22 protein-coding genes, 1 tRNA gene and 1 riboswitch are annotated in these 20,089 nt (G+C 68.5%); of the genes, 10 read left to right on the top strand and 13 right to left on the bottom strand.

Features of this window, described 5'->3' with window-relative positions:
• Positions 1–85: 85 nt before the first annotated feature.
• Positions 86–1,042 carry a TIGR03557 family F420-dependent LLM class oxidoreductase gene (locus AC07M9_RS09780; protein WP_494883348.1) on the top strand — a complete coding sequence of 319 codons (957 nt, stop codon included), beginning with the start codon at positions 86–88 and terminating at the stop codon, positions 1,040–1,042.
• Positions 1,043–1,061: 19 nt separating this feature from the next.
• Here the strand turns inward: AC07M9_RS09780 and AC07M9_RS09775 are convergent, their stop codons facing one another.
• The 3 genes from AC07M9_RS09775 to AC07M9_RS09765 all read right to left on the bottom strand — a co-directional run bounded on the left by AC07M9_RS09775 (position 1,062) and on the right by AC07M9_RS09765 (position 2,663).
• Complete coding sequence (locus AC07M9_RS09775) at positions 1,062–1,469, bottom strand: hypothetical protein (RefSeq protein WP_494883346.1); 408 nt, start codon at positions 1,467–1,469, stop codon at positions 1,062–1,064.
• Between the two features lie 72 nt (positions 1,470–1,541).
• Positions 1,542–1,868 carry a cupin domain-containing protein gene (locus AC07M9_RS09770; protein WP_494883344.1) on the bottom strand — a complete coding sequence of 109 codons (327 nt, stop codon included), beginning with the start codon at positions 1,866–1,868 and terminating at the stop codon, positions 1,542–1,544.
• Positions 1,869–1,946: 78 nt separating this feature from the next.
• Positions 1,947–2,663, bottom strand: coding sequence for a DUF2490 domain-containing protein (locus AC07M9_RS09765; RefSeq protein ID WP_494883342.1), 717 nt, complete (start codon positions 2,661–2,663; stop codon positions 1,947–1,949).
• Positions 2,664–2,816: 153 nt separating this feature from the next.
• Positions 2,817–2,926, top strand: a riboswitch (TPP riboswitch).
• A gap of 37 nt (positions 2,927–2,963) precedes the next feature.
• Here AC07M9_RS09765 and AC07M9_RS09760 point away from each other — a divergent pair.
• The 3 genes from AC07M9_RS09760 to pnuC are packed head-to-tail and all read left to right on the top strand — an operon-like array spanning position 2,964 to position 6,936.
• Positions 2,964–5,255: a TonB-dependent receptor gene (locus tag AC07M9_RS09760; RefSeq protein WP_494883340.1), complete on the top strand. Its 2,292-nt coding sequence runs from the start codon at positions 2,964–2,966 to the stop codon at positions 5,253–5,255.
• Between the two features lie 2 nt (positions 5,256–5,257).
• Positions 5,258–6,388, top strand: a complete 1,131-nt coding sequence (locus tag AC07M9_RS09755) for a phosphotransferase enzyme family protein (RefSeq protein WP_494883338.1) — start codon at positions 5,258–5,260, stop codon at positions 6,386–6,388.
• A complete protein-coding gene (pnuC, locus tag AC07M9_RS09750) occupies positions 6,388–6,936 on the top strand; it encodes a nicotinamide riboside transporter PnuC (protein ID WP_494883337.1) in 549 nt (182 codons plus the stop codon). The genes AC07M9_RS09755 and pnuC overlap by 1 nt, the downstream gene beginning before the upstream one ends.
• A 142-nt stretch (positions 6,937–7,078) precedes the next feature.
• On the opposite strand, the gene AC07M9_RS09745 is transcribed toward pnuC, so the two are convergent.
• Positions 7,079–7,170 (bottom strand) — tRNA-Ser (locus AC07M9_RS09745).
• Positions 7,171–7,439: 269 nt separating this feature from the next.
• Between AC07M9_RS09745 and AC07M9_RS09740 the strand changes: the two genes are divergently transcribed.
• The 4 genes from AC07M9_RS09740 to AC07M9_RS09725 all read left to right on the top strand — a co-directional run bounded on the left by AC07M9_RS09740 (position 7,440) and on the right by AC07M9_RS09725 (position 10,683).
• Positions 7,440–8,261 carry a DUF1134 domain-containing protein gene (locus tag AC07M9_RS09740; protein ID WP_494883335.1) on the top strand — a complete coding sequence of 274 codons (822 nt, stop codon included), beginning with the start codon at positions 7,440–7,442 and terminating at the stop codon, positions 8,259–8,261.
• A 113-nt stretch (positions 8,262–8,374) separates the two neighbouring features.
• Entirely contained in the window at positions 8,375–9,553 is a 1,179-nt protein-coding gene (locus AC07M9_RS09735; protein WP_494883334.1) for an amino acid aminotransferase, read from the top strand.
• Between the two features lies 1 nt (position 9,554).
• Complete coding sequence (locus tag AC07M9_RS09730) at positions 9,555–10,094, top strand: GNAT family N-acetyltransferase (protein ID WP_494883333.1); 540 nt, start codon at positions 9,555–9,557, stop codon at positions 10,092–10,094.
• A gap of 115 nt (positions 10,095–10,209) precedes the next feature.
• Positions 10,210–10,683, top strand: a complete 474-nt coding sequence (locus AC07M9_RS09725; RefSeq protein WP_494883332.1) for a hypothetical protein — start codon at positions 10,210–10,212, stop codon at positions 10,681–10,683.
• Between the two features lie 3 nt (positions 10,684–10,686).
• Here AC07M9_RS09725 and AC07M9_RS09720 read toward each other — a convergent pair whose 3' ends face one another.
• From AC07M9_RS09720 to AC07M9_RS09695, 6 genes are read right to left on the bottom strand one after another with little or no spacing between them, the layout of a single operon-like run.
• The gene (locus AC07M9_RS09720) at positions 10,687–11,304 is read right to left on the bottom strand and encodes a riboflavin synthase (RefSeq protein WP_494883331.1); all 618 of its coding nucleotides are present in this window, start codon (positions 11,302–11,304) and stop codon (positions 10,687–10,689) included.
• Positions 11,305–11,307: 3 nt separating this feature from the next.
• Positions 11,308–12,282, bottom strand: a complete 975-nt coding sequence (gene ribD, locus AC07M9_RS09715; protein ID WP_494883329.1) for a bifunctional diaminohydroxyphosphoribosylaminopyrimidine deaminase/5-amino-6-(5-phosphoribosylamino)uracil reductase RibD — start codon at positions 12,280–12,282, stop codon at positions 11,308–11,310.
• Positions 12,279–12,770, bottom strand: coding sequence for a hypothetical protein (locus tag AC07M9_RS09710; protein WP_494883327.1), 492 nt, complete (start codon positions 12,768–12,770; stop codon positions 12,279–12,281). Before AC07M9_RS09710 ends, ribD begins: the two co-directional genes overlap by 4 nt.
• 32 nt (positions 12,771–12,802) lie before the next feature.
• Entirely contained in the window at positions 12,803–13,528 is a 726-nt protein-coding gene (locus AC07M9_RS09705; protein WP_494883914.1) for a M48 family metallopeptidase, read from the bottom strand.
• Between the two features lie 5 nt (positions 13,529–13,533).
• Positions 13,534–14,070: a YcgN family cysteine cluster protein gene (locus AC07M9_RS09700; RefSeq protein WP_494883325.1), complete on the bottom strand. Its 537-nt coding sequence runs from the start codon at positions 14,068–14,070 to the stop codon at positions 13,534–13,536.
• A complete protein-coding gene (locus AC07M9_RS09695; RefSeq protein WP_494883323.1) occupies positions 14,058–14,657 on the bottom strand; it encodes an SCO family protein in 600 nt (199 codons plus the stop codon). Before AC07M9_RS09695 ends, AC07M9_RS09700 begins: the two co-directional genes overlap by 13 nt.
• A 90-nt stretch (positions 14,658–14,747) precedes the next feature.
• Between AC07M9_RS09695 and AC07M9_RS09690 the strand changes: the two genes are divergently transcribed.
• Positions 14,748–15,389 carry an ankyrin repeat domain-containing protein gene (locus tag AC07M9_RS09690; protein WP_494883321.1) on the top strand — a complete coding sequence of 214 codons (642 nt, stop codon included), beginning with the start codon at positions 14,748–14,750 and terminating at the stop codon, positions 15,387–15,389.
• Positions 15,389–16,063, top strand: coding sequence for a COQ9 family protein (locus tag AC07M9_RS09685; protein ID WP_494883319.1), 675 nt, complete (start codon positions 15,389–15,391; stop codon positions 16,061–16,063). Before AC07M9_RS09690 ends, AC07M9_RS09685 begins: the two co-directional genes overlap by 1 nt.
• A 124-nt stretch (positions 16,064–16,187) precedes the next feature.
• Here AC07M9_RS09685 and AC07M9_RS09680 read toward each other — a convergent pair whose 3' ends face one another.
• The 3 genes from AC07M9_RS09680 to AC07M9_RS09670 all read right to left on the bottom strand — a co-directional run bounded on the left by AC07M9_RS09680 (position 16,188) and on the right by AC07M9_RS09670 (position 19,997).
• Positions 16,188–17,423, bottom strand: a complete 1,236-nt coding sequence (locus tag AC07M9_RS09680; protein ID WP_494883318.1) for a glycosyltransferase — start codon at positions 17,421–17,423, stop codon at positions 16,188–16,190.
• Positions 17,424–17,445: 22 nt separating this feature from the next.
• Complete coding sequence (locus tag AC07M9_RS09675) at positions 17,446–18,018, bottom strand: helix-turn-helix domain-containing protein (RefSeq protein WP_494883316.1); 573 nt, start codon at positions 18,016–18,018, stop codon at positions 17,446–17,448.
• 188 nt (positions 18,019–18,206) lie between these two features.
• Positions 18,207–19,997: an ABC-F family ATP-binding cassette domain-containing protein gene (locus tag AC07M9_RS09670; RefSeq protein ID WP_494883314.1), complete on the bottom strand. Its 1,791-nt coding sequence runs from the start codon at positions 19,995–19,997 to the stop codon at positions 18,207–18,209.
• Positions 19,998–20,089: the final 92 nt, after the last annotated feature.

Raw genomic sequence — 20,089 nt, 5'->3', positions numbered from 1 at the left:
GTGCGCCGAGCTGCGGCGCCTTGTTTGCTCGCTAAGTGTTCCTTGTCTGGGCGCTATTGTCAGCGCGGAACGGGAGACGGCGGCGATGACGCAGTTCGGGTACAAGCTGATGACCGAGGAACATGGCCCCAAGGCGCTGGTGCGCAATGCCGTGGCGGCGGAAAAGGCGGGCTTCGAATTCGTGTCGATCTCCGACCATTTTCACCCGTGGCTCGAAGCGCAGGGCCATGCGCCTTTCGCCTGGAGCGTGCTGGGCGCCATCGCCCACGCCACGACCCGTATCGGCATCACGACCGGCCTGACCTGTCCGATCATCCGCTATCACCCGGCGATCATTGCCCAGGCCGCCGCCACCGTCGCGATCATGAGCGACAACCGCTTCAGCCTCGCGGTAGGGGCGGGCGAGCGCCTGAACGAACATGTGACCGGGGCGCTGTGGCCCTCGACCCCTGTCCGGCACGAGATGCTCGGCGAGGCGATCGAGCTGATGCGCATGCTCTGGGACGGCGAGCTGCACAGTTTCGAAGGCGCTTTCTTCGACCTCGACCATGCGCAGCTCTACGACGCGCCCGAACAGCCGATCACCGTGACGGTGGGCGTAAGCGGGCCGAAATCCGTGGCGCTGGCGGCCGAGCACGGCGACGGGATCATGGCGACCAGCCCCGAGGCAGACCTGATAGCCGAATTCACGGCGAAGAAGGGCGCGCCCGGCCCGGCTTACGGCGAGTGCACGCTGGCGTGGGCGGCAAGCGCGGAGGAAGGCCTGCGCAACGCCCACGAACGCTTCCGTTTCAGCGCATTCGACTGGTCCGTGAACAGCGAACTGCGGGACGTGGCCGGCTTCGAGGCGGCATCGAAATACGTTCGGCCCGAGGACCTGAAGGATTCGATGCCCGCCGGGCCCGATCCGCAGGTCCACCTCGCTGCGATCCGGGAGTGGACCAAGGCGGGTTTCGATCACGTGGTGCTGACATGCCCCGGCGACGATCAGGAGGGCTTCATCCGCTTCTGCGAGAGCGAACTTCTGCCCAAGCTGCGTTAGCGTGGAAGCCGCCTGGCATTCATCGCGAAGTCGCTGCTCGCAAGGCGGCGGATTCGGCAAGGCAGTGTTCGACTTCCTCGTGCAGCGCGGAAAGCTCTCCGCAATAGCCGGCGAGGCGAGCGGGCCCCAGTTCGTCGGCGTTGGCCCGCCCATGTGCGATCAGGCCCTCGATCGTCGCGCGTACTTCGGTGCCGGGCAGCCTGGCAAGCAGCCGGGCCAGCAGGTCGCGATGCCCGAAATGAGCGCCTTCGCAAACAAGCGCGGCCGTCTCCAGATTGGCGAGGCGATTTTCGACGGAACGGGGCAATGCGATGACCTTTTGGGCGCGAATTACGGAACTTCGGCGCCCATACAATCGATTGTATATGAAGTCTTCCTGTTTTTGACGAACAGCGGTAAGTCGTGCGGGAATTTCGGCGTCCGCCACGGCATTCTGCCAAAATAGTCGGGATTACCGTATACAAGTGAGCGCGCCAGGCCGGTTTACTTGCGGGCTGCTTCAGTGTTCTGCGATGTGAATGGCAAGCCAGATAGTCGGATCGGCGGTATGGGTGACGCGGTGCGCCACGCCGGCCGGGATCAGCAGGTGCTCGCCCGCCCGCAATGTGTGCATGCCCGAACCTTCCAGATAAAGCTCGGCCGTGCCCGCCAGGATCAGCACCCACTCTTCCCAGTCCTGAACATAGGGCTGGTCCGGCGGCGTCGTGTGGCCATGCGACACGATGCGTTCGATGCGCACGCCGGGGCGGCGCAGCAGGTCCTGGAACAGCTCGTCATCCGCCGGGCCGTGATCGACCCGCAGCAGGTTGGTGGGGGCGACGGTCATCTCGTGATCGGGCGAGGGGCACATGCGGGCACTATGGCGCCGGCGGCTGCGCGATGGAAGCCCTCCGTCAGCCCATGGTCAATGGCGATAGAACAGCGTGACCGCGGCAACATGGTTCATCCGTGTGCGGCCCCTCGTCTGGTCGATGGTCTGGTTGAGATAGCCCAGCTCCAGTGTCGAAGGCCCGTTGAGCCCCACTTCCGCGCCGATGAAGCTGCGCAACTGGTCGAAGCCGCTGCGTGCGCCCCAGTCGGTGTCGTTCAGCGCCGCGAAGCCCTCCGCGTAGACCAGCGCGTTCATTGCATCGCTGCCAGGGCGCAGCGGATGCTCGTAGCGCAGCATCTCGCGCAGCCGCCAGCCGATGTCGCGGCCGTCCGAGCGCCAGCGCTGCTCCAGCCGGGTGCGGGAAGACAGTTCGCCACCCAGTGGCTTGCCCAGCGTGAGGGTGAGCTGCTGGAAAGTGCGCTCCTCGTTGATGTCGTGCCCACCGTCGACCGGCGTGACGACGTGCGCATAGCCCTGGTACAGCGTGGCGCTGCTTGAGAGCTTCCAGCCGACGGCGCCGCGCAGCAGCAGGGCATCGAGCCGCGAGACGGCGTCGCCCACGCGCGGCTGCAACTCCGCGAAGTACACCGCGTCGCCGGAAATCAGGCCCATCGCGGTGAGGTTCACCCAGGCCTGCTCGTCCTGGCTGGTCTCGGCCTGCGCGGGCGTCCCTAGGCCAAGAACGGCGGCGGCAAGGACGGCGATGGCGCGGCGGGTGGGAGCGGCGTGGTGCATGGAATTCCTGGGCATGGAGTGGAGGTCCGCAGCGGTATGGCTCGTCGGTGTCTGCTCCGTTTCCGAACGGTCAGGTCTTGTGTCGCAATCGCCCGGCTGAAATCTCCGTCGCTCCTGATGCGTTGCGTTCGATTACGCTTCCCACCGAGCCTCGGACCGCCTAGAGGCGCGCTATCCCCGGGGGGCCGCTTATGCGTGGCTGAGAGGTGGTCTGCAGACCACGACCCGCTGAACCTGATCCGGTTGATACCGGCGTAGGGAGGGCCGGCGGCAGTTTTTTCCGTTGTCCCTCCAAATGGAGTGGACGAGAAAACGATGGCGGGTGGTTTCAGGTTTTTGAGCGGGGCCGCGCTGGCGTTCCCGGCTTTGCTTTTCGCTTCTGCGGCCACGGCCGCGGACGATGACGCCGACCGGGCGGACATCCAGGTCATCGGCCATCCCGATCCCGAAGGGCTGCTGCCCGACCAGACCGCGCCCAAGGCGATCAGTGCCATCTCGTCCGACTTCATCGTCAAGCAGGCGCCGACGCTGAACGCCTTCCAGCTCGTCAACCTGCTGCCGGGCGCCAATGTCTCGTCGAGCGACCCCTATGGGCTGTCGGCCAGTTCGAGCCTGACGCTGCGCGGGCTTGGGCAGGACCAGATCGGCGTGCTCATGGAAGGCGCTCCGCAGAACGACATCGGCTATTATTACGCCTATCCTTCGCAGTTCGCCGATGCCGAGAACGTCCGGCAGGTGGCGCTGGCGCAGGGATCCGCCGACATCGACGCTCCGGTCGTTGCGGCTGCCGGCGGCCTCCTGTCGCTGACGCTGGATGATCCCAAGGCGGAACCCGGCGCGCTCGTCAATCTCTCGGCCGGCTCGTACGACGAGCGGCGCGTGTTCGTCCGCTTCGACAGCGGTGCGATCGGGTCGAGCGGGCTCAAGGCCTTCGTGTCCTATTCGAACAATCGTGCGGACAACTGGCGCGGCGCCGGCTTCGACAAGCGCCAGCACGTCGACGCCAAGCTGCTCGGCGAGTGGGGGGAGGGGAACCGCGCCAGCATCGCGCTGTCCTTCAACGACGCGAGCACGTCGACCTATCCCAGCCCGACGCTGTCGGACTGGCAGGCCAACGGGCGCGGCTTCAACCATGATGAGCACTACAGCGACGGCAACACGAACTACTGGCGGCTCTACCGCGCCCCGTTCCGCAACTTCTACGTCGCCGCGCCGCTTCACCTGAAGCTCGGCGACAGGCTGACGTTCGACAGCACCGCCTATGCTCAGTTCGGGCATGGCAATGCGCCTTACGGTACGCAGCTGACCGAAACCGGCAACTATCTCGGCAATGAGGAGCTGGGGGAGCCGGTTTCGCTGCCGGGCTCGGTGGATGGGCTGGCGACGGTGCTCGGCAACTGGACGGGCAAGCAGTTCCGCATCGGCGATGTCGGCAAAGTCACGCTGGAAGCGGGCGCGCACCGCATTACGGCGGGTCTCTGGTTCGACTATGGTACTGATCGCGTTACACAATCCTATACCTCGATTGGTGCGGACGGGCACCCCGTCGACCAGTGGGGGTATCAGGACGATGCGATCAGGACCGCCGACGGCCGCCTGCTCGCCTATGAGAACCAGCGCACGGAGACGGTGACCAAGGGCTTCTTCCTTGCCGATAGCGTCGCATTAGCGCCGCGTTTAGGCGTCGATATCGGCTTCAAGGGCGTGAGCCTGGTGCGCAACGGCACCAACTACCTGCCGGGCCCGCAGTCGGACGTGCACTTCGACAGCTTCGCCGCGCTGCCCCGCGCATCGGTCCATTACCAGCTGGACGAGCGGCAGCAGCTGTTCGCCAACGTCACCACCAACTTCCGCACACCCAACGAGTTCGCGCTCTACGACGCCTATTACGGCGGCGTGCTGGTGTCGCAGGGGACCAATGCGCTCAAGAACGAATATTCGGTCTCCGAGGAGCTGGGCTACCGCTACATCGGCCCGAGCCTGTCCTTCTCGCTGACCGCTTTCCACTACCACTTCCGCAACCGGCAGGTGGCGACGGTGGTCGACAGCGGCGGCGCGCTGGTCAATTCGACGATCAATGCCGGAAGCCAGACTTCCTACGGCCTCGACGGCGAGATCGACTATCGCCCGGCGAAGGGCGTCAGCGTATATGTCTCGGGCGAATACCTGCACGCGCGGCTGGACGACGACCTGCCCATCGGCGGCGACTACCTGCCGACCAGGGGCAAGCACGCGGTGTCCAGCCCCAGCGTCCAGTTCGCGCTCGGCAGCACCTACGACGACGGACGCCTGTTCGGCAGCACCGCGCTCAAATACGTCGGCCGCCAGTATTCGACCTTCATGAACGACGAGAGCATCAAGGCCTATGCCACGCTCGACCTTGCGATCGGCGTGCATCTGGCGGGGCTGATCGACGCGCAGCGGATGGACCTGCGGCTCAACGCGATCAACGTGACGAACCCGCGCGTGCTGTCGGGCGTCTATTCGATAACCGGCAATGCGCAGGATACGGTCGGCCGGGCAGGCACGGTCGTTTCTGGCTCGGCGCCTACCTACTACATCGGCAGCGGGCGCGCTTTCGTCGTGTCCCTGTCGCGCGCCTTCTGACCATGAGCGGCGCGGCGCCCCATCTCGTGCATGGCATGGGCACCGCGCTGGAGCTGCCGACGTGGCCGGCGATCACCCCCGCCGAGGCCGAGGCGATCCTCGGCCGTTTCCCGGCGGCGGGGCACCTCGCCGCGCTGCGCTGGCACTCGCCGCGCCCGTTCTCGGCGGCGGCGCTGGTCGAGACGGGCGAGGGGACGTTCTTCCTCAAGCGCCACCACAAGGCGCTGCGCAGCCCGGCCGCGCTGGCCGAGGAGCATGCCTTCATGGCGCACCTGCGATCCGCCGGACTGACGGTGCCGGAGATCGTGCCGACGGCGGACGGCAGCGGCGCGGTCGCCCGGGGCGACTGGAGCTACGAGCTTCACCGCAGGGGGCAGGGCACCGACCTCTACCGCGACCGCCCGTCCTGGACGCCGTTCCTGACCCATGGCCATGCCCGTGAGGCCGGTGCGGCGCTGGCGCGGCTGCATCTGGCGGCGCAAGGGTTCGACGCACCGGCGCGCGGGCCCCATGCGCTCGTGGCCAGTTTCACGATCCTGCCGTCGAGCGATCCGCTTGCGGCGGCGCAGGCCTATGTGGCGACCCGTCCGGCCCTCGCCGCGTTCCTGGCGGACAAGCCCTGGCGCCAGGAACTCGCCCGGCTGTTCGAAGCGCTGGGCGGCGGGCTGGCCGAACGGTTGGCGCGGCAACCGAGTCTGTGGACGCACAACGACTGGCATCCCTCGAACCTGCTCTGGTCGCCCGGGGGCGGGGTCGAGGCGGTGTTCGATTTCGGCCTGGCGACGCGCACCTGCGCGCTGCACGACCTTGCCACCGCCATCGAGCGGACCGCGATCCCGTGGCTGGAACCGGACAGTGCGCCCGCCGACGCCCGGGCCGCCGTGGCCCTGCTGTCCGGCTACCGGACGGTCCTGCCGCTGACACCGGGCGACATCGAAACCCTCCTGCGCCTCCTGCCGCTGGTCCATGTCGAGTTCGCCCTTTCGGAAACCGATTATTTCGCCGGTGTGCTCGGCGATCCCGATCAGGCGATGCTCGCCTGGCAGGGCTATCTCGTCGATCACGCGGACTGGTTCCTGTCCCCGGCGGGGCAGGATTTCCTCGCGCAGGTTCGAGACGGAGCAAGGGCCTGATGTCGGCACTGGAAATCATCGCCGTCGCCGTCAGCTTCCTCGGCATCTGGCTGACCGCGAAGCGCCGGGTGCTGTGCTGGCCGGTCAGCCTGCTGGCCTGCGCGCTCTACTTCAAGCTGTTCCTCGATGTGCGGCTCTATGCCGACATGGTGCTGCAGGCGCTGTTCGGCGTCGCCATCGTCTACGGCTGGTTCGTCTGGGCGCGGGGCAAGGAGGAGACCGGCACGGTCGTGGTCGAGCCGCTTTCACCCTTGCGGGCATGGAGCGGACTGGCGGCAGGCGCCGTGGGCTCGGCCGCGATCGGCTGGTTCACGAGCCACTATACCGACGCGGCGCTGCCGTGGATGGATGCGACGCTGAGCAGCTTCAGCCTCGTCGCCCAGTACTGGACGGCCCGGCGCCATGCACCGAGCTGGCTGCTGTGGATCGTCGTGGACGTGCTCTACGTCGGGATGTTCGTCGCCAAGGCGTTGTGGCTGACGGCCGGGCTCTACGCGGCGATGGTCGTGCTCGCGGTGATGGGTTACCGCAACTGGCGGCGCGCATAGGCCTTCGCGCAGCTGCGCGAGGGAAGGCGCAGGCGCCGCCGGGTCGAATCGGAAAGCGGCCGTGAACTGGCGCGCGGTTTCTGGTGAGTGGGGCCGGCCGCCTGGCGCGACCCCAAGGATTTCTTCAATCCTAGGGGCGGCATGGCGGAGACGCCGGGATTCGAACCCGGGGTGCCCCCTTAAGGGCACGACGGTTTAGCAAACCGCTGGTTTCAGCCACTCACCCACGTCTCCGGATGCGGCTCAGGCGGGCCCTATAACCAGAGGTATCGGCGGCGGCAAGGGGCGAACAGCCAACAAATGACGATTTCCCCAAACGCCGGGAAAACCAGGCTTTGCCGATTCGGCCCGCCGCAAAACCGACTCGTGTCGTCGCCCGTTCATTGCGAGGTCAGGCGCCATGGATTCTTGTGGGATGGCACCATCTTGGCCGCGCACGGGGCGCGGGGTGGGGGAACCGGCGCAGGCCGGCTCGCAGGTTACACGCCACGAAAGGTCATCTCATGCCTAACCGCAAGCCTACCATCGACGCGGGAGCGAAGGCCGGGCGCCGTCGTTCGCCCATGACCGTGCGCGTGGCCGCCGCGCTGCTCGCGGTCGTCACGCCGCTCGCGCCGGCATTCGGGCAGGTCACGACCGTCGATCCCGACGCCGCCGCGATCGACGGAGACCTGAGCGCGGGCACCACCTATTCGCCGGCGCCGCCCTCCTCGCAGCCGGGCAACGGCACCCCGGTGGAATCGCCGTCGGTGGATGCGAGCGGGCAGTATGTCCGCCCCGCGCCCGTCCCGTCATCGCCGACGACCACCACCTCGCCTGCGGTGACCAACGGCGACACCAGCTCCACCTACCGTGAGGACGACCTCATCGGCGCGGCCGAAGGCGTGTTCGGCAAGGGCGCCAAGGGCCTCGCCGACGTCATCAGGGACCTCCTCGCCAAGCAGGGCGAGCCCAACGCCTATATCGTCGGGCGCGAGGCGGGCGGCGCCATCGCGGTCGGCCTGCGCTACGGCTCGGGCACGATGCACCACAAGGTCGAGGGCGAGCGTCCCGTCTACTGGACCGGCCCGTCGATCGGCTTCGATGCCGGCGCCAACGCGGGCAGCGCCTTCGTGCTCGTCTACAACCTCTACGACACCCAGGAACTCTACCACCGCTTCGGCGCGGGAGAGGGGCAGGCCTATCTCGTCGGCGGCTTCACCGTCAGCTACCTGCGCCGCGGCAACACCGTGCTGATCCCGGTCCGCGCCGGCGCGGGCCTGCGCCTCGGCGCCAACATCGGCTACATGAAGTTTTCCGAAAAGCAGCGCTGGCTGCCGTTCTGACGCATTCCCGCGCCCGGCTGGACATGGCCGGGCGCAACTTCCTTGCAGGCCCGTGCATATCCGCACACTCGCCTGTTGCGCTGGGGGGCAGGCGGGGTTAATGGCCGCCCGCCATGCTCAATGACCTCAAGCAACAGCCCGCCGACGCGCTTCTCGCGCTGATCAAGCTCCACAACACCGATCCCCGGGCCGACAAGATCGACCTCGGCGTCGGCGTCTACAAGACCGGTGAGGGCGATACGCCCGTGTTCGCCGCGATCAAGGCGGCCGAAGCCAGGCTGGTCGCCGAGCAGGACTCGAAGGCCTACCTCGGCCCCGAGGGCGACATGGGCTTCGTCGAGAAGCTGATGCCCTACATCTTCGGCAAGGACAGCCCCGACATGGGCGGCCGGATCGAGGGCATGCAGACCCCCGGCGGCACCGGTTCGCTGCGCCTCGCGCTCGCGATGGTGAAGCGCGCGGGCTACACCCGCGTGATCGTCGGCAAGCCCAGCTGGCCCAACCACAACCAGATCTGCGCCGACCTCGGCCTCGACGTCCTCGAATTCAACCATGCGGCGGCCGACGGCGGCACCGACATGGAAGCGCTGCGCACCGCGCTCGCCTCGGCCCAGACCGGCGACGCCATCCTGCTGCACGGCTGCTGCCACAACCCGACCGGCATCGACTACACCGACGCGCAGTGGGACGAGATCGCGCTCCTAATCGCCGACAGCAAGGTCCTGCCGATCCTCGACCTTGCCTACCAGGGCCTTGGCCTCGGCATGGAAGAGGACGCCTACGGCCTTCGCCGCGTGCTCGTGGCAGTGCCCGAGGCGCTGATCTGCTATTCGTGCGACAAGAACTTCGGCCTCTACCGCGACCGCGTCGGCGCGCTCTATGCGATGGTGTCCGATCCGGCGGACCTGACCCGCGTGATGTCGAACGGCCACGCGCTGGCCCGCGCCAACTGGTCGCAGCCGCCAGACCACGGCGCCGCCGCCGTGCGCCTGATCCTCGAGGACGAGGCGCTGACCGCGCAGTGGCTGGGCGAACTCGACCAGATGCGCGACCGCATGCGCCAGGTCCGCGCCAAGCTCGCCGCGGCCGGCAGGACCGGCGGCGTCGACCTGACCGCCATCGGCGGCCAGAACGGCCTGTTCTCGATCATCCCCTTCACCCCCGAGCAGGTGCAGGAAATGCGTTCGAAGCACGGCATCTACTTCGCGGCCTCGGGCCGCATCAACGTGGCGGGCCTGACGATGGGCAACATCGACCAGTTCATCGCCGCCGTCGCCGACGTGACGGCCTGACATGGACCGCCAGCCGGTTCTCGAAGGGAGCCGGCTGACGCTCCGGCCCCTGGTGCCCGATGATTGGGAGGCGCTGTTCGCCGTCGCCTCCGATCGCGAGGTCTGGGCCGTGCATCCCTCGCACGACCGCTGGCAGGAGCCGGTGTTCCGGACCTTCTTCGACGAGGCGCTCGCCGGGGGCGGCGCCTTCGCGATCATCGACAAGGCCAGCGGCGAGATCGTCGGATCGACCCGCTACGGCGCGCCCGAGGCCGAAGGGCCGGGCGAGATCGAGATCGGCTGGTCGTTCCTCGCCCGCAAGTACTGGGGCGGCGGCTACAATGCCGAGTTCAAGCGCCTCCTGCTCGCGCACGCGCTCCAGCATTTCGAGCGCGCCATATTCCAGGTCGGCGCCGACAACGTCATCTCGCGCCGGGCCATGGCCAACATCGGCGGCGTGCTGACGGACCGCACCCGCCGCTACGAACGCGGCGGCGTGATGGTCGACCATGTCATCTTCGAGATCACGCGCGAGAGCTTTGCGGCGGGACCGCTGGCCTGATCCGGCGCGCCGCCGTCGACTTGCGAATAACGGGAATGACTTGCGTCTGCTTGTCGCGCTAGGATGCGCCTCGGGAATTTTTCCTCAGCGAGGCGGACGAATGCGGCGGACGAGCTTGATCGTGCTGGGGGTGGTGGCGCTTGGCGGCTGTTATACTTCTGGCCAGACCAGTCTTTACGGAGAAAACCTGGTCCAGCCGATCGCCGATGGCGCCTATGTCTCGGGCGAGAACGTGCGGCAGGTCAAGCGCATGGCGGACGGGCGTTATGCGATGGTGATAAACGCGAACAAGAAGGCCAACGAGGTGCGCGTCGCCCGGCTGGCAGGCGTGCCCGCGACCTTCATCGGCCAGGTCGGCACCGACGACGGCAACATCTACGTTGCGATCCGGCCGGAAAAGCAGGGTTTCGCCGTGCTCCGTCCCGCCTGCAACGAACTGCCGGACCGCCACGCGGCGGCCGGGCTGAGTGCCTACGAGGACACCTTCAAGGTCTGCCAGTTCTCCAACGCGGCAGGATTGGAAACCGCGATGAAGGCCGTGATCGAGGCATCCCCGGCCTCGCGCTGGGAGCACTACGTCAAGCGCTGACGCTCAGCCTCGCAGCGACTGCATCCGCTGGAGATAGCGGGCCAGCACGTCGATCTCGAGATTGACCGCATCGCCTTCGCGCAGAGTGCCGATGGTGGTGACCTCGGCGGTGTGGGGGATGATGTTGAGCGTGAAATGGCAGGTGCCGTCGGCCTCGTCGCTGACTTCGTTCACCGTCAGCGAGACGCCGTCCACGGTGATGGAGCCCTTGGGCGCGAGGTAAGGCGCGAGTTCGCTGGGCGCGGCGATCACGAAGCGGTGCGAATCGCCGACCGGGGTGATGCTCGCCACCCTGCCGACGCCGTCGACATGGCCGGTGACGATGTGGCCGCCCAGTTCGTCCCCCAGCTTCAGCGCGGGCTCGAGGTTGAGGTGGCGGCCCTGTTCCCACCGGCCCGGCACCGTGCGCGCGACCGATTCGGCCGAGATGTCGACCGCGAACCACGCATCCCCGGCGACGCCGCCCTTGTCGACCACCGTGAGGCACACGCCCGAGCAGGCGATCGACGCGCCCATGGCGATGCCGGCCGGGTCGAACGGGCAGGCGATGACGGCGCGCAGGTCGCCGCCCTGGCGGGCTTCGCGAATGGTGCCTGTGGCGGTGACGATTCCGGTGAACATGGCTCAACTCTCTATGGGGTCGCGGGCGTCGTAGACTTCGAGCGTGTCGCTGCCAAGCTGGCGGCGTTCGGCCAGCCGCCATCGGCCATGCGCCTGCGCCAGTCCGGACAGCCCGAAGTCGCCCAGCGCCGGACGCCCGCCGACGAGGATCGGCGCGCGGTAGATCAGCAGGCGGTCGACGAGCCCGGCAGCGAGGAATGCAGTGGCCGCGCCCGCCCCGCCCTCGACGAAGAGGTGCAGCACGCCGTCCATTCCCGCGATGGCTTCGGGGGCGGGCAGGGCGTTCCAGCCCGCCGGCACCGGCCCGCGCGTCAGGACCCAGCGCTCGGGGCTGCGGTCTGCGAGGCCGGGCAGGCGCACATCGAGGCGCGGGGCGTCGGCGCGCAGGGTGCCGCCGCCGACGAGGATCGCGTCGGCGCGCGCGCGCATCGCGTGGGTGTGGGCCCGCGCCTCGGGCCCGGTGATCCACTGGCTCTCGCCGCTGGCCATCGCGATGCAGCCGTCGAGCGAGAGGGCGAGCTTGAGCGTCACTTCGGGACGGCCGTGGCGCTTGCTCGTGAGGTAGCCGGACAGGCTGCGCGCGCAGGCGGGCGAGGACAGGAACGCGGCGGCGATGCCCGCCTCGCGGATGCGGGCGATGCCGGCGCCCGAGGTGCGCGGGTCGGGGTCCATGCAGCCCACGACCACGCGCGCGAGGCCCGAGGCGCTGACGAGATCGGCGCAGGCGGGGCCGCGCTCCGACTTGTGGGCGCAGGGCTCCAGCGTGACGTAGAGGGTGCCGCCCTGCGCCGCCTCACCAGCCGCCGCGAGTGTGATGGCCTCCGCATGAGGACGACCGCCTGCCTGCGTCCACCCACGCGCGACGACGCGGCCTTGCCTGACGATGATGGCGCCGACGCCGGGGTTGGGGCGGCTCAGGGGACGCGCGCGCGCGGCAAGGCCGGCTGCCGCCGCGAGCCAGCGCGCGTCGTCGTTCACTGGACGGCGGGGTCCGGTGCCAGCTTGGGATTGGCGATGCCGCCGCGGCGCAGCGTCTCTTCGATCTTCGCGCGCTCCGCCTTTTCACGGGCGGCGTCCTCGGCGTCGGCCTCGCGGGCGATCTTGTCGACGTCCATGCCCGAGACGCGGCCGATGGTCTTGTACAGCTCGCGCACGTCCTTGTCCCGGCGGGCCTGTTCGCGCAGCCAGGCTTCCTTGTTCTTCTGGTTGGCGACGTTCTCGGCCAGGATCTCGGCGTCGGTGCGGTGCGCCTTGAGCACGGAGATGTAGGTGACCTTGGGCGGCAGGTGCGGGGCCTTACCCTCCTGCGTGCTCATCAGGTAGAACACGCCGAACGTGCAGGCGGCGGACAGCGCGGCGATGCGCCAGCGGTTGTTGCCGGCTTCCTTCCACACCATCCGGAATTCCGCGACCATGCCGGTCGGGCTGACGTCTTTCCAGTATCCGGAGCGCTTGAATGGGGACATGGGCTTTACTTAGGCCGTAATCGCGCTGAACGCTAGCCGAACGGCACGTAGAGCGTGCGTCCGTTGGCCTTCAGCCAGCGGTTCGCCTCGTGGACCGAGCCTTCGAAGATCGTCTTCAGGAAGTGGTGGAACGCGGGCGAGTGGTCGAAGTGGACGAGGTGCGCGACTTCGTGCGCCACCACCGAGCGGCGCACCATGTCGGGCGCCATGACCAGCCGCCAGTTGATGCGGATCCAGCCGTCGTGGGCGCAGGAACCCCAGCGCCGCTGCGCGCTCGACAGGCCGAGCGTGGGGCAGGGCTGCTGGGCGCGCTCGCAGTATTCGGCGAGGTCGGCGGCGATCAGCTCGCGCGCCTCGGCCTGGAGCCAGCGAGCGAGGCGGGGGCTGAGCGAATCGGCGGGGCCGCCGAGGCGCAGCACGCCGGGTTCGGGCGCGGGGCGGCGCGGGGCGAGCGGATCGTGGAGGATCGCCAGCGGCTCGCCCCGGAAATGCAGCGTGGCGCCGTCGCCCACCGGGCTCCCGGCCGGGAGCGCATCGACCTGCCGTGCCAGCCAGTCGCGCCGGCTCTGCGCGAAGGCGAGCGCTTCGGCGGTGCGGGTCCAGCGCGGGATCGAGATGCGCACTTCGCTGCCGTCGGGCGCGAGGCGCATGGTCATGCGGCGCGCGCGCTCCAGTCGGCGGATCACCACCGGAAGCTGGCGTCCGGCGACTTCGACCATGGGCTCGCTCGCGGTATCGCGCCGCAGCCAGTCGAGCATGGCCATCAGTCTTTCCGGTCCGGCGGCAGGACGGCCCAGGGGTTCTCCCCGGTGTCGTCATCCTCGTCGTCATCGTCGAAGTCCCCGTCGTCGCCGTAGGGCCAGACGATGTGGTTCTCCAGCGGACCGGCCACGGTTTCCGAGATGACCTTGCCCGCCACCGACATGCCGGCGCGGTGGACCGCATCACGGTCGCCGCAGACGAGGTAGTGCCAGTCGGGCAGCGGATCGCCCTCGGCTCGCAGGCGATAGGCGCAGCTGGGCGGCAGCCACGGGAGGCGGCCCGCCGTCTCGGGCGTCAGCTTCATGCAGTCGGGCACGAACTTGCGGCGTCCGGCATAGTTGCTGCACTGCGCGGTCTTGAGGTCGAGCAGCTTGCAGGCGACGTTGGTGTGGTAGATCTCGCCGGTATCCTCGTCCTCGACCTTGTGGAGGCAGCACTGGCCGCAGCCGTCGCACAGCGCTTCCCACTCGTCTCGGCTCAGCTGTTCGAGGGGGCGTTCCCAGAAGGGTTTCGGTTTGACCGGGCTCACTTCACCCACTTGGCGAGTTCTGCGGCGACCGCGTCGCCGCCCTTGTCGGCCGGCAGCATGGCGACGGGCTTGCCGTCGGGACCGAACAGGTACGTGATGCGAAGATGGTCCATGAGGTATCCGCCGGGAGTGTCATTGCCCTTCTTATAGTAGATCGCGAAGGCCTTTGCAGCCTTGTCGACCTGCTCGGGCGTGCCGGTGAGGCCGAGCAGGTTCGGGCCGAAGGCGGAAGTCCACTCGCCGACGATCTCGGGCGTGTCGCGCTGGGGATCGACGGTGATGAAGATCGGCTGCACCTTCTCGGCCAGCGCCGGGTGCTCCCGGGCGAACTTCGCGAAGCCGCGCATGGTCTGCTGCATGTCGACCGGGCAGACGTCGGGGCAGAACGTGTAGCCGAAGTAGACGATCCGCCAGCGGCCCTTGAACTGCTCCCAGGTCACCGTCTTGCGGTTCTTGTCGATCAGCGTGAACGGCCCGCCGATGCTTGCGCCTTCGAGCGGCGGGGCCTCGGTCGACGGCTGCTGGCAGGCAGCGAGCGGCAGGCCCGCGGCCAGGGCGAGGGCGAGAGCGGCGATCCGGCGGAAGAGGTAGGTCATGGCGCGCCGGTTCATGACCTGCTAAGCGCTCCCATGCAAGGCGCGGGTGGCGGGACCGCGCAAAAGACCTGTGTCCTGGAGGAAGTTGACGTGTTGAAGATCTCGATCCGCGGCGTGGTTGCCATCTCGCGCAGGGTCATGAAGACGGCGGTCCCGGCGCTCGCGCTCGGCCTGCTCGTGGCCGGCCCCGCCCGGGCCGATTTCTCTGAAGGCTACAAGTTCCTAGAGGCGGTGAAGAAGAAGGACGGCGACAAGGTCGAGAAGGCGATCATGGGATCGTCGCAGATCATCAACGCCAAGGACGTGACCACCGGCGAGACCGCGCTGCTCATCGTCACCGCCCGCCGCGACCTCACCTGGCTCACCTACCTCATCGCCAAGGGCGCCAACGTCAACGCCGCCGACGACCGGGGGCGCACGCCGCTGGAACTCGCGGTGAACCTGGGCTGGCGCGAGGGCGCGACGCTGCTGCTGGAGCAGAAGGCCTCGCCCGATCCCTCGAACGACGCGGGCGAGACGCCGCTGATCTTCGCGGTCCACCGCAAGGATGCGAACATGATGAAAGCGCTGCTCGAAGCGGGCGCCAATCCCGACCGCGCCGACAATTCGGGCCGCAGCGCGCGCGACTACGCGAAGGTCGAAGGCGGCGGCGCGAACCTCAGCGCCACGATCGACACGTACGCGAAGAAGAACCTCAAGGCGGCCAAGCCGGTCTACGGGCCGACGTTCTGATGGTCGCGGTCAACGCGGCGCCGGATGCGGAGACGCTCGATGACCTGCGGCGCCGGCTGGCGTCCGCGATCGCCGATGCGGCGGTGTTCGACGGATGGACGGCGGAGGCGGTGAAGCACGCGGCGGCGGCCGCCGGCGTCGCCCCCGCGCTCGCCGACTTTGCGTTCCGCGACGGACCCATGGCGATGATCTCGGCCTGGATCGACCACGTCGACACGGCCATGGCCGACGACGTCTCCGGCGGCGAGGCCCTGTCCAACCTCAAGATCCGCGAGCGCATTCGCCGTCTGGTCTGGGCGCGGCTCGATGCGGTCGCGGGGCGCGAGGAAGCGCTGACGCGCGCGCTCTCGATCATGGCGATGCCGCAGAACCTCGCCGCCTCGGCGCGGCTGGGCTGGCGCAGCGCGGACACCATGTGGCGGCTCGCAGGCGACACCGCCACCGATTACAACCACTACACCAAGCGCGCGATTCTGGGCGGCATCTACGCCGCCACGCTTCAGGTCTTCGCGCGCGACACCAGCGAGGACAAGGCCGAAACCCGCGCCTTCCTCGACCGCCGGATCGACGGCATCATGCGTTTCGAAAAGGCCAAGGCGCAGCTTCTGCGCACGCCCGACGAGCGGTTCAGCATGAGCCGTCTGCTCGGGCGGCTACGCTACCCGGCGCGCTGAACGCGTCGGTCTGGTGCGCCCCAGCCAGAACCGAGCATCATAATCCCCGTCGTCCCCGCTCAAGCGAGGATGACGGGGTGGGCTGTTCAACGGTATTCGCGCGGCATGGCGGTAGCCCGGCGCCTCAGGGCAGCCCGACTTCCAAAACCTGCTCCACCCCGGACTGCCGCTCGGGGCCACCCAGCACGTGTTTCCAGAAATGCACGATGTTCTCGGCGTTGACGCCCCAGCTGAAGCGGCTGACGTGCTCGGCGACGTCGGCCTGGCTGGGCGGCGCGGCGAGGATGTCCTCCACTGCCGAGGCGATGGCCTCGGGGGTGCGCGCGGCGATGCGGCCGGCGGTTTCGTCGCTGACGATCTCGCGCGCGCCGCCGATGTCGGGGATGACGATCGGTGTGCCGCAGGCGAGGCCCTCGATCCAGACGTTGGCGAGCCCCTCGCTGGCGGAGGGCAGCACCAGAACGTCGGCGGCGCACATGACGTGGGGCAGCAGTTCGTGGTCGATCAGGCCAAGGAAGTGGACCCGGTCCTCGACACCCAGCCGCCGCGCCATCGCTTTGAGCCGGGATTCGTCCTCGCCGGCGCCGGCCAGCGCCAGCCGGGCCTCGGGCAGGTGCGTCAGAGCCTCGATCACCAGACCCTGGCCCTTGCGCGGGATCAGCGCGCCGGGCGTGACCAGCAGCGGGCCTTCCGACCAGATCTGCAGGTTGGGCATCGCCGAGACGAGCGCGCGGGCCGCGCCGCGCTCGATCGGATGGAACTTCTCGCGGTCGAGCCCGGTGTAGTGGACCTGGATGCGGTCTGCAGGCATGCCCAGCGCGATCATGTCCTCGCGCAGCGCCTCGCTGACGGCGAGGAGCCCCGCCGCCTGGCTGGCGGCTTCGCGCATCTGCTCCAGCGCGCGCGGGCGCTGGCCCCAGAAGTGGATGTCCGCGCCGCGCGACTTGATCGTCAGCGGCAGGCCCAGTTCGCGCGCGATGATCGCGGCGGCCGGGCCGTCGGGGAAGAAGAACTGCGCGTCGACGAGGTCGAACGGCTTTTCGGCGTGGAGGCGGCGCACCAGCGGCAGCACCGCGCGCGCGATGCGCCCCGGATTGGTGTCGCCGCCCACTTTGGGGAACAGCGGGAACTTGGGATAGTGGACGCGCAGGCCGGCCACGTCGCTGACCTCGGGGATCGCCTTGAGACGCACGTAAGGCTCGCGCATCGACAGCGGCCAGGGCGGCACCCCGATCGGGCTGATCATCGTCAACTGGACCTCCGCGCGCGCGACGACCGCCCGCATCTGGTTTCCGACGAAGACTCCGAACGACGGCTTGACCGGGTTGGGGAACAGCGTCGCGATCGAGAGGATATGCAAGGTGCGCCTCAGGGTTTCGGCCTCAGAGTTTCCGGACCAGCATTTCCGCAACCGCCAGCCATGCCGGTTGTTCCACCCTGATCGGGCCCTGACCGGAGGTCGGCGGCAACAGCGTCACGGCGTCGTCGGCAGCGTCGATCAACCGCCCGAAGGCGAAGTGGCCGGCGCCGTGGACGGTCAGCACGTCGCGGTTCACCAGGCGTGCGGCTTCCTGCGGCGAATGCTGGTGCAGCCACACCTGGTCGCCCATCCGGTATTCGCCAACGGAAGTCTCGACCGCGACGACGACCCAGGGCTGCTCGGCGGACAGGGCGTTCGGGAGCACGGCTTCGATCGGCTTGCGCAGCGGCTCGGCGCCGCGATCGCCCAGCGTCGCGACGAGCATGGCGGGCTCGTTGCCTTCGCTGCGCAGCAGGGTCTCCGGTTCCACGCCGAGCGCGGCGGCGATGCGGTTCATCCAGATCAGCGAGAGATTGCGCATGCCGGTTTCGAGGCGCCCGATCGTCTGCGCGGTGGTCGGCGGATCGCAGGCGGCGGCGACGTCGGCCAGCGTCAGCCCCTTTTGGAGGCGGATGTCGCGAATACGGTTTATCATGCGGCGCTCCCGAACCGATCTGGTTTTTCGCTTTCCTACACCTGCACGGATTTGGCAAGTCTTCGTGCGACGGGATCAGCGGGTGGATCGGAATGAAACAGGTAGTGGCGGAGCGGAACGACCGGGCGCGCGCGAGCCTGCGCCGCCGTGTGAAGCGTCGTCCCCGCTTTCGCGGGAACGACGCATGTTCAGCCCTCGACCTGCTCGGCCAGTTCGAGCCAGCGTTCCTCGGCCGCGTCCTTGTCGGCGCGGGCTTTCGCGATGGCACCCGTCAGCGCGGCGAACTTCGCCGGGTCGCGGGTGTAGAGCGCGGGGTCGGACAGCGCCTTCTCGTCGCGCTCGATCGCGGCTTCCAGCTCCTCGATGCGCTTGGGCAGCAGTTCGTAGTCGCGCTGGTCCTTGTACGAGAGCTTGGCCTTCTTCGCGGGCATCGGCGGCGGCGCGGCGGCTTCGGCCTTCTTCTTCGACGCCCCCGCGGTTCGCTCGCGGCGCTTGGCTTCCCAGTCGGCATAGCCGCCGGCGATCACGTCGATATGCCCCGACCCGTCGAGGCCGAGGGTGACGTTGACGGTGCGGTCGAGGAAGTCGCGGTCGTGGCTGACGATCAGCACGGTGCCCTGATAGTCGGCGATGACTTCCTGCAGCAGGTCGAGCGTCTCGAGGTCGAGGTCGTTGGTCGGCTCATCGAGCACCAGCAGGTTCGAGGTCTTGGCGAACTCGCGGGCGAACAGCAGGCGCGAACGCTCGCCGCCGGACAGCGTGCCGACCTTGGCCTCGACGAGATTGGGGTCGAACAGGAAGTCCTTGAGGTAGCCCTGGATGTGCTTGCGCACGCCGACCACGTCGATCCAGTCGCCGCCTTCGGCAAGGACGTCGCGAATGCGCAGTTCGGGGCTCATCCGGCTGCGCTGCTGGTCGATCACGGTGGCGTCGAGCGTGGCGGCCAGCCTGATCTGGCCTTCGTCTGGCTGCATCTCGCCGGTCAGGATCTTGAGCAGCGTGGTCTTGCCCGAGCCGTTGGCGCCGACCAGGCCGATGCGGTCGCCGCGCTGGATGCGCAGGTTGAAGTCCTTGATGACGGTGCGCTCAGTCTCTCCGGCTCCGAAGCGCTTGGTCACATGCTCGGCGACGATGACCGACTTGGTCTTGCTGTCGTCGGCCACCACGGCGAGCTTGGCGGACCCCTGCGGGCCCATCATCGCGGCGCGGGTGGCGCGCATCTCCCACAGCTTGGCGAGGCGGCCCTGGTTGCGCTTGCGCCTTGCAGTGACGCCGCGTTCGAGCCAGTGGGCCTCGATCTTGAGCTTGGCGTCGAGCTTGTGTGCGGCGCGCTCCTCCTCGGCGTAGACTTCGTTTTCCCACGCCTCGTAGCCGCCGAAGCCGATGTCCTTGCGGCGCATCCCGCCGCGGTCGAGCCACAGCGTCGCATTGGTCAGGCGGGTGAGGAAGGTACGGTCGTGGCTGATCACCACGAAGGCGCCGTTGTAGCGCTGGAGCCAGGACTCCAGCCAGTCGATCGCGGCGAGGTCGAGGTGGTTGGTCGGCTCGTCGAGCAGCAGCAGGTCGGGCTCGGAGGCGAGGGCCCGGCACAGCGCGGCGCGGCGGCGTTCACCGCCCGAGGCGCTGGCGGCTTCGCGCGACAGGTCGATGCCGAGCTGGTCGGCGATCGCTTCGACCTCGTGGCGCGGCGGCGCGCCGGGTTCGTGGATCGCGAAGTCGAGCAGGGTGTCGTAGCCGGTGAAGAACGGGTCCTGCTCCAGCGTCACCACGCGCGTGCCCGGCTGGACCGAGCGCGTGCCCCGGTCGCCTTCGACCGTGCCGGCGATCAGCTTGAGCAGCGTCGTCTTGCCCGCGCCGTTGCGCCCGATCAGCGCCAGCCGGTCGCGCGGGCCGATGTTGATGTCGAGGTCCTGGAAGAGCCAGCCGTTACCCTGGACGAGGCCGAGGCCCTCCCAGCTGAGAATTGGTGCAAGTGCCATGCTGCGCGCCCTACAGGCGGGGCGGGGGGGAGGGCAAGCGGCTTGGCCACTCGAAGCACCGAACCTTTCCGCCACCTTCCCGCCATATTCAG

It is taken from the genome of Novosphingobium sp. GW821-FHT09E05 (assembly GCF_059416165.1).
The sequence above is the reverse complement of the archived record's forward strand: the minus strand, read 5'-3'. Positions and strand labels throughout refer to the sequence as shown.

Coding starts and splice junctions, on each gene's coding strand:
- AC07M9_RS09740 (WP_494883335.1), top strand. CDS start 7,440: ATGCCTAACCGCAAGCCTACCATCGACGCGGGAGCGAAGGCCGGGCGC.
- AC07M9_RS09675 (WP_494883316.1), bottom strand. CDS start 18,018: ATGATAAACCGTATTCGCGACATCCGCCTCCAAAAGGGGCTGACGCTG.
- AC07M9_RS09730 (WP_494883333.1), top strand. CDS start 9,555: ATGGACCGCCAGCCGGTTCTCGAAGGGAGCCGGCTGACGCTCCGGCCC.
- AC07M9_RS09765 (WP_494883342.1), bottom strand. CDS start 2,663: ATGCCCAGGAATTCCATGCACCACGCCGCTCCCACCCGCCGCGCCATC.
- AC07M9_RS09670 (WP_494883314.1), bottom strand. CDS start 19,997: ATGGCACTTGCACCAATTCTCAGCTGGGAGGGCCTCGGCCTCGTCCAG.
- AC07M9_RS09720 (WP_494883331.1), bottom strand. CDS start 11,304: ATGTTCACCGGAATCGTCACCGCCACAGGCACCATTCGCGAAGCCCGC.
- AC07M9_RS09735 (WP_494883334.1), top strand. CDS start 8,375: ATGCTCAATGACCTCAAGCAACAGCCCGCCGACGCGCTTCTCGCGCTG.
- AC07M9_RS09710 (WP_494883327.1), bottom strand. CDS start 12,770: ATGTCCCCATTCAAGCGCTCCGGATACTGGAAAGACGTCAGCCCGACC.
- AC07M9_RS09770 (WP_494883344.1), bottom strand. CDS start 1,868: ATGACCGTCGCCCCCACCAACCTGCTGCGGGTCGATCACGGCCCGGCG.
- AC07M9_RS09780 (WP_494883348.1), top strand. CDS start 86: ATGACGCAGTTCGGGTACAAGCTGATGACCGAGGAACATGGCCCCAAG.
- AC07M9_RS09760 (WP_494883340.1), top strand. CDS start 2,964: ATGGCGGGTGGTTTCAGGTTTTTGAGCGGGGCCGCGCTGGCGTTCCCG.
- pnuC (WP_494883337.1), top strand. CDS start 6,388: ATGTCGGCACTGGAAATCATCGCCGTCGCCGTCAGCTTCCTCGGCATC.
- AC07M9_RS09685 (WP_494883319.1), top strand. CDS start 15,389: ATGGTCGCGGTCAACGCGGCGCCGGATGCGGAGACGCTCGATGACCTG.
- AC07M9_RS09705 (WP_494883914.1), bottom strand. CDS start 13,528: ATGCTCGACTGGCTGCGGCGCGATACCGCGAGCGAGCCCATGGTCGAA.
- AC07M9_RS09695 (WP_494883323.1), bottom strand. CDS start 14,657: ATGACCTACCTCTTCCGCCGGATCGCCGCTCTCGCCCTCGCCCTGGCC.
- AC07M9_RS09755 (WP_494883338.1), top strand. CDS start 5,258: ATGAGCGGCGCGGCGCCCCATCTCGTGCATGGCATGGGCACCGCGCTG.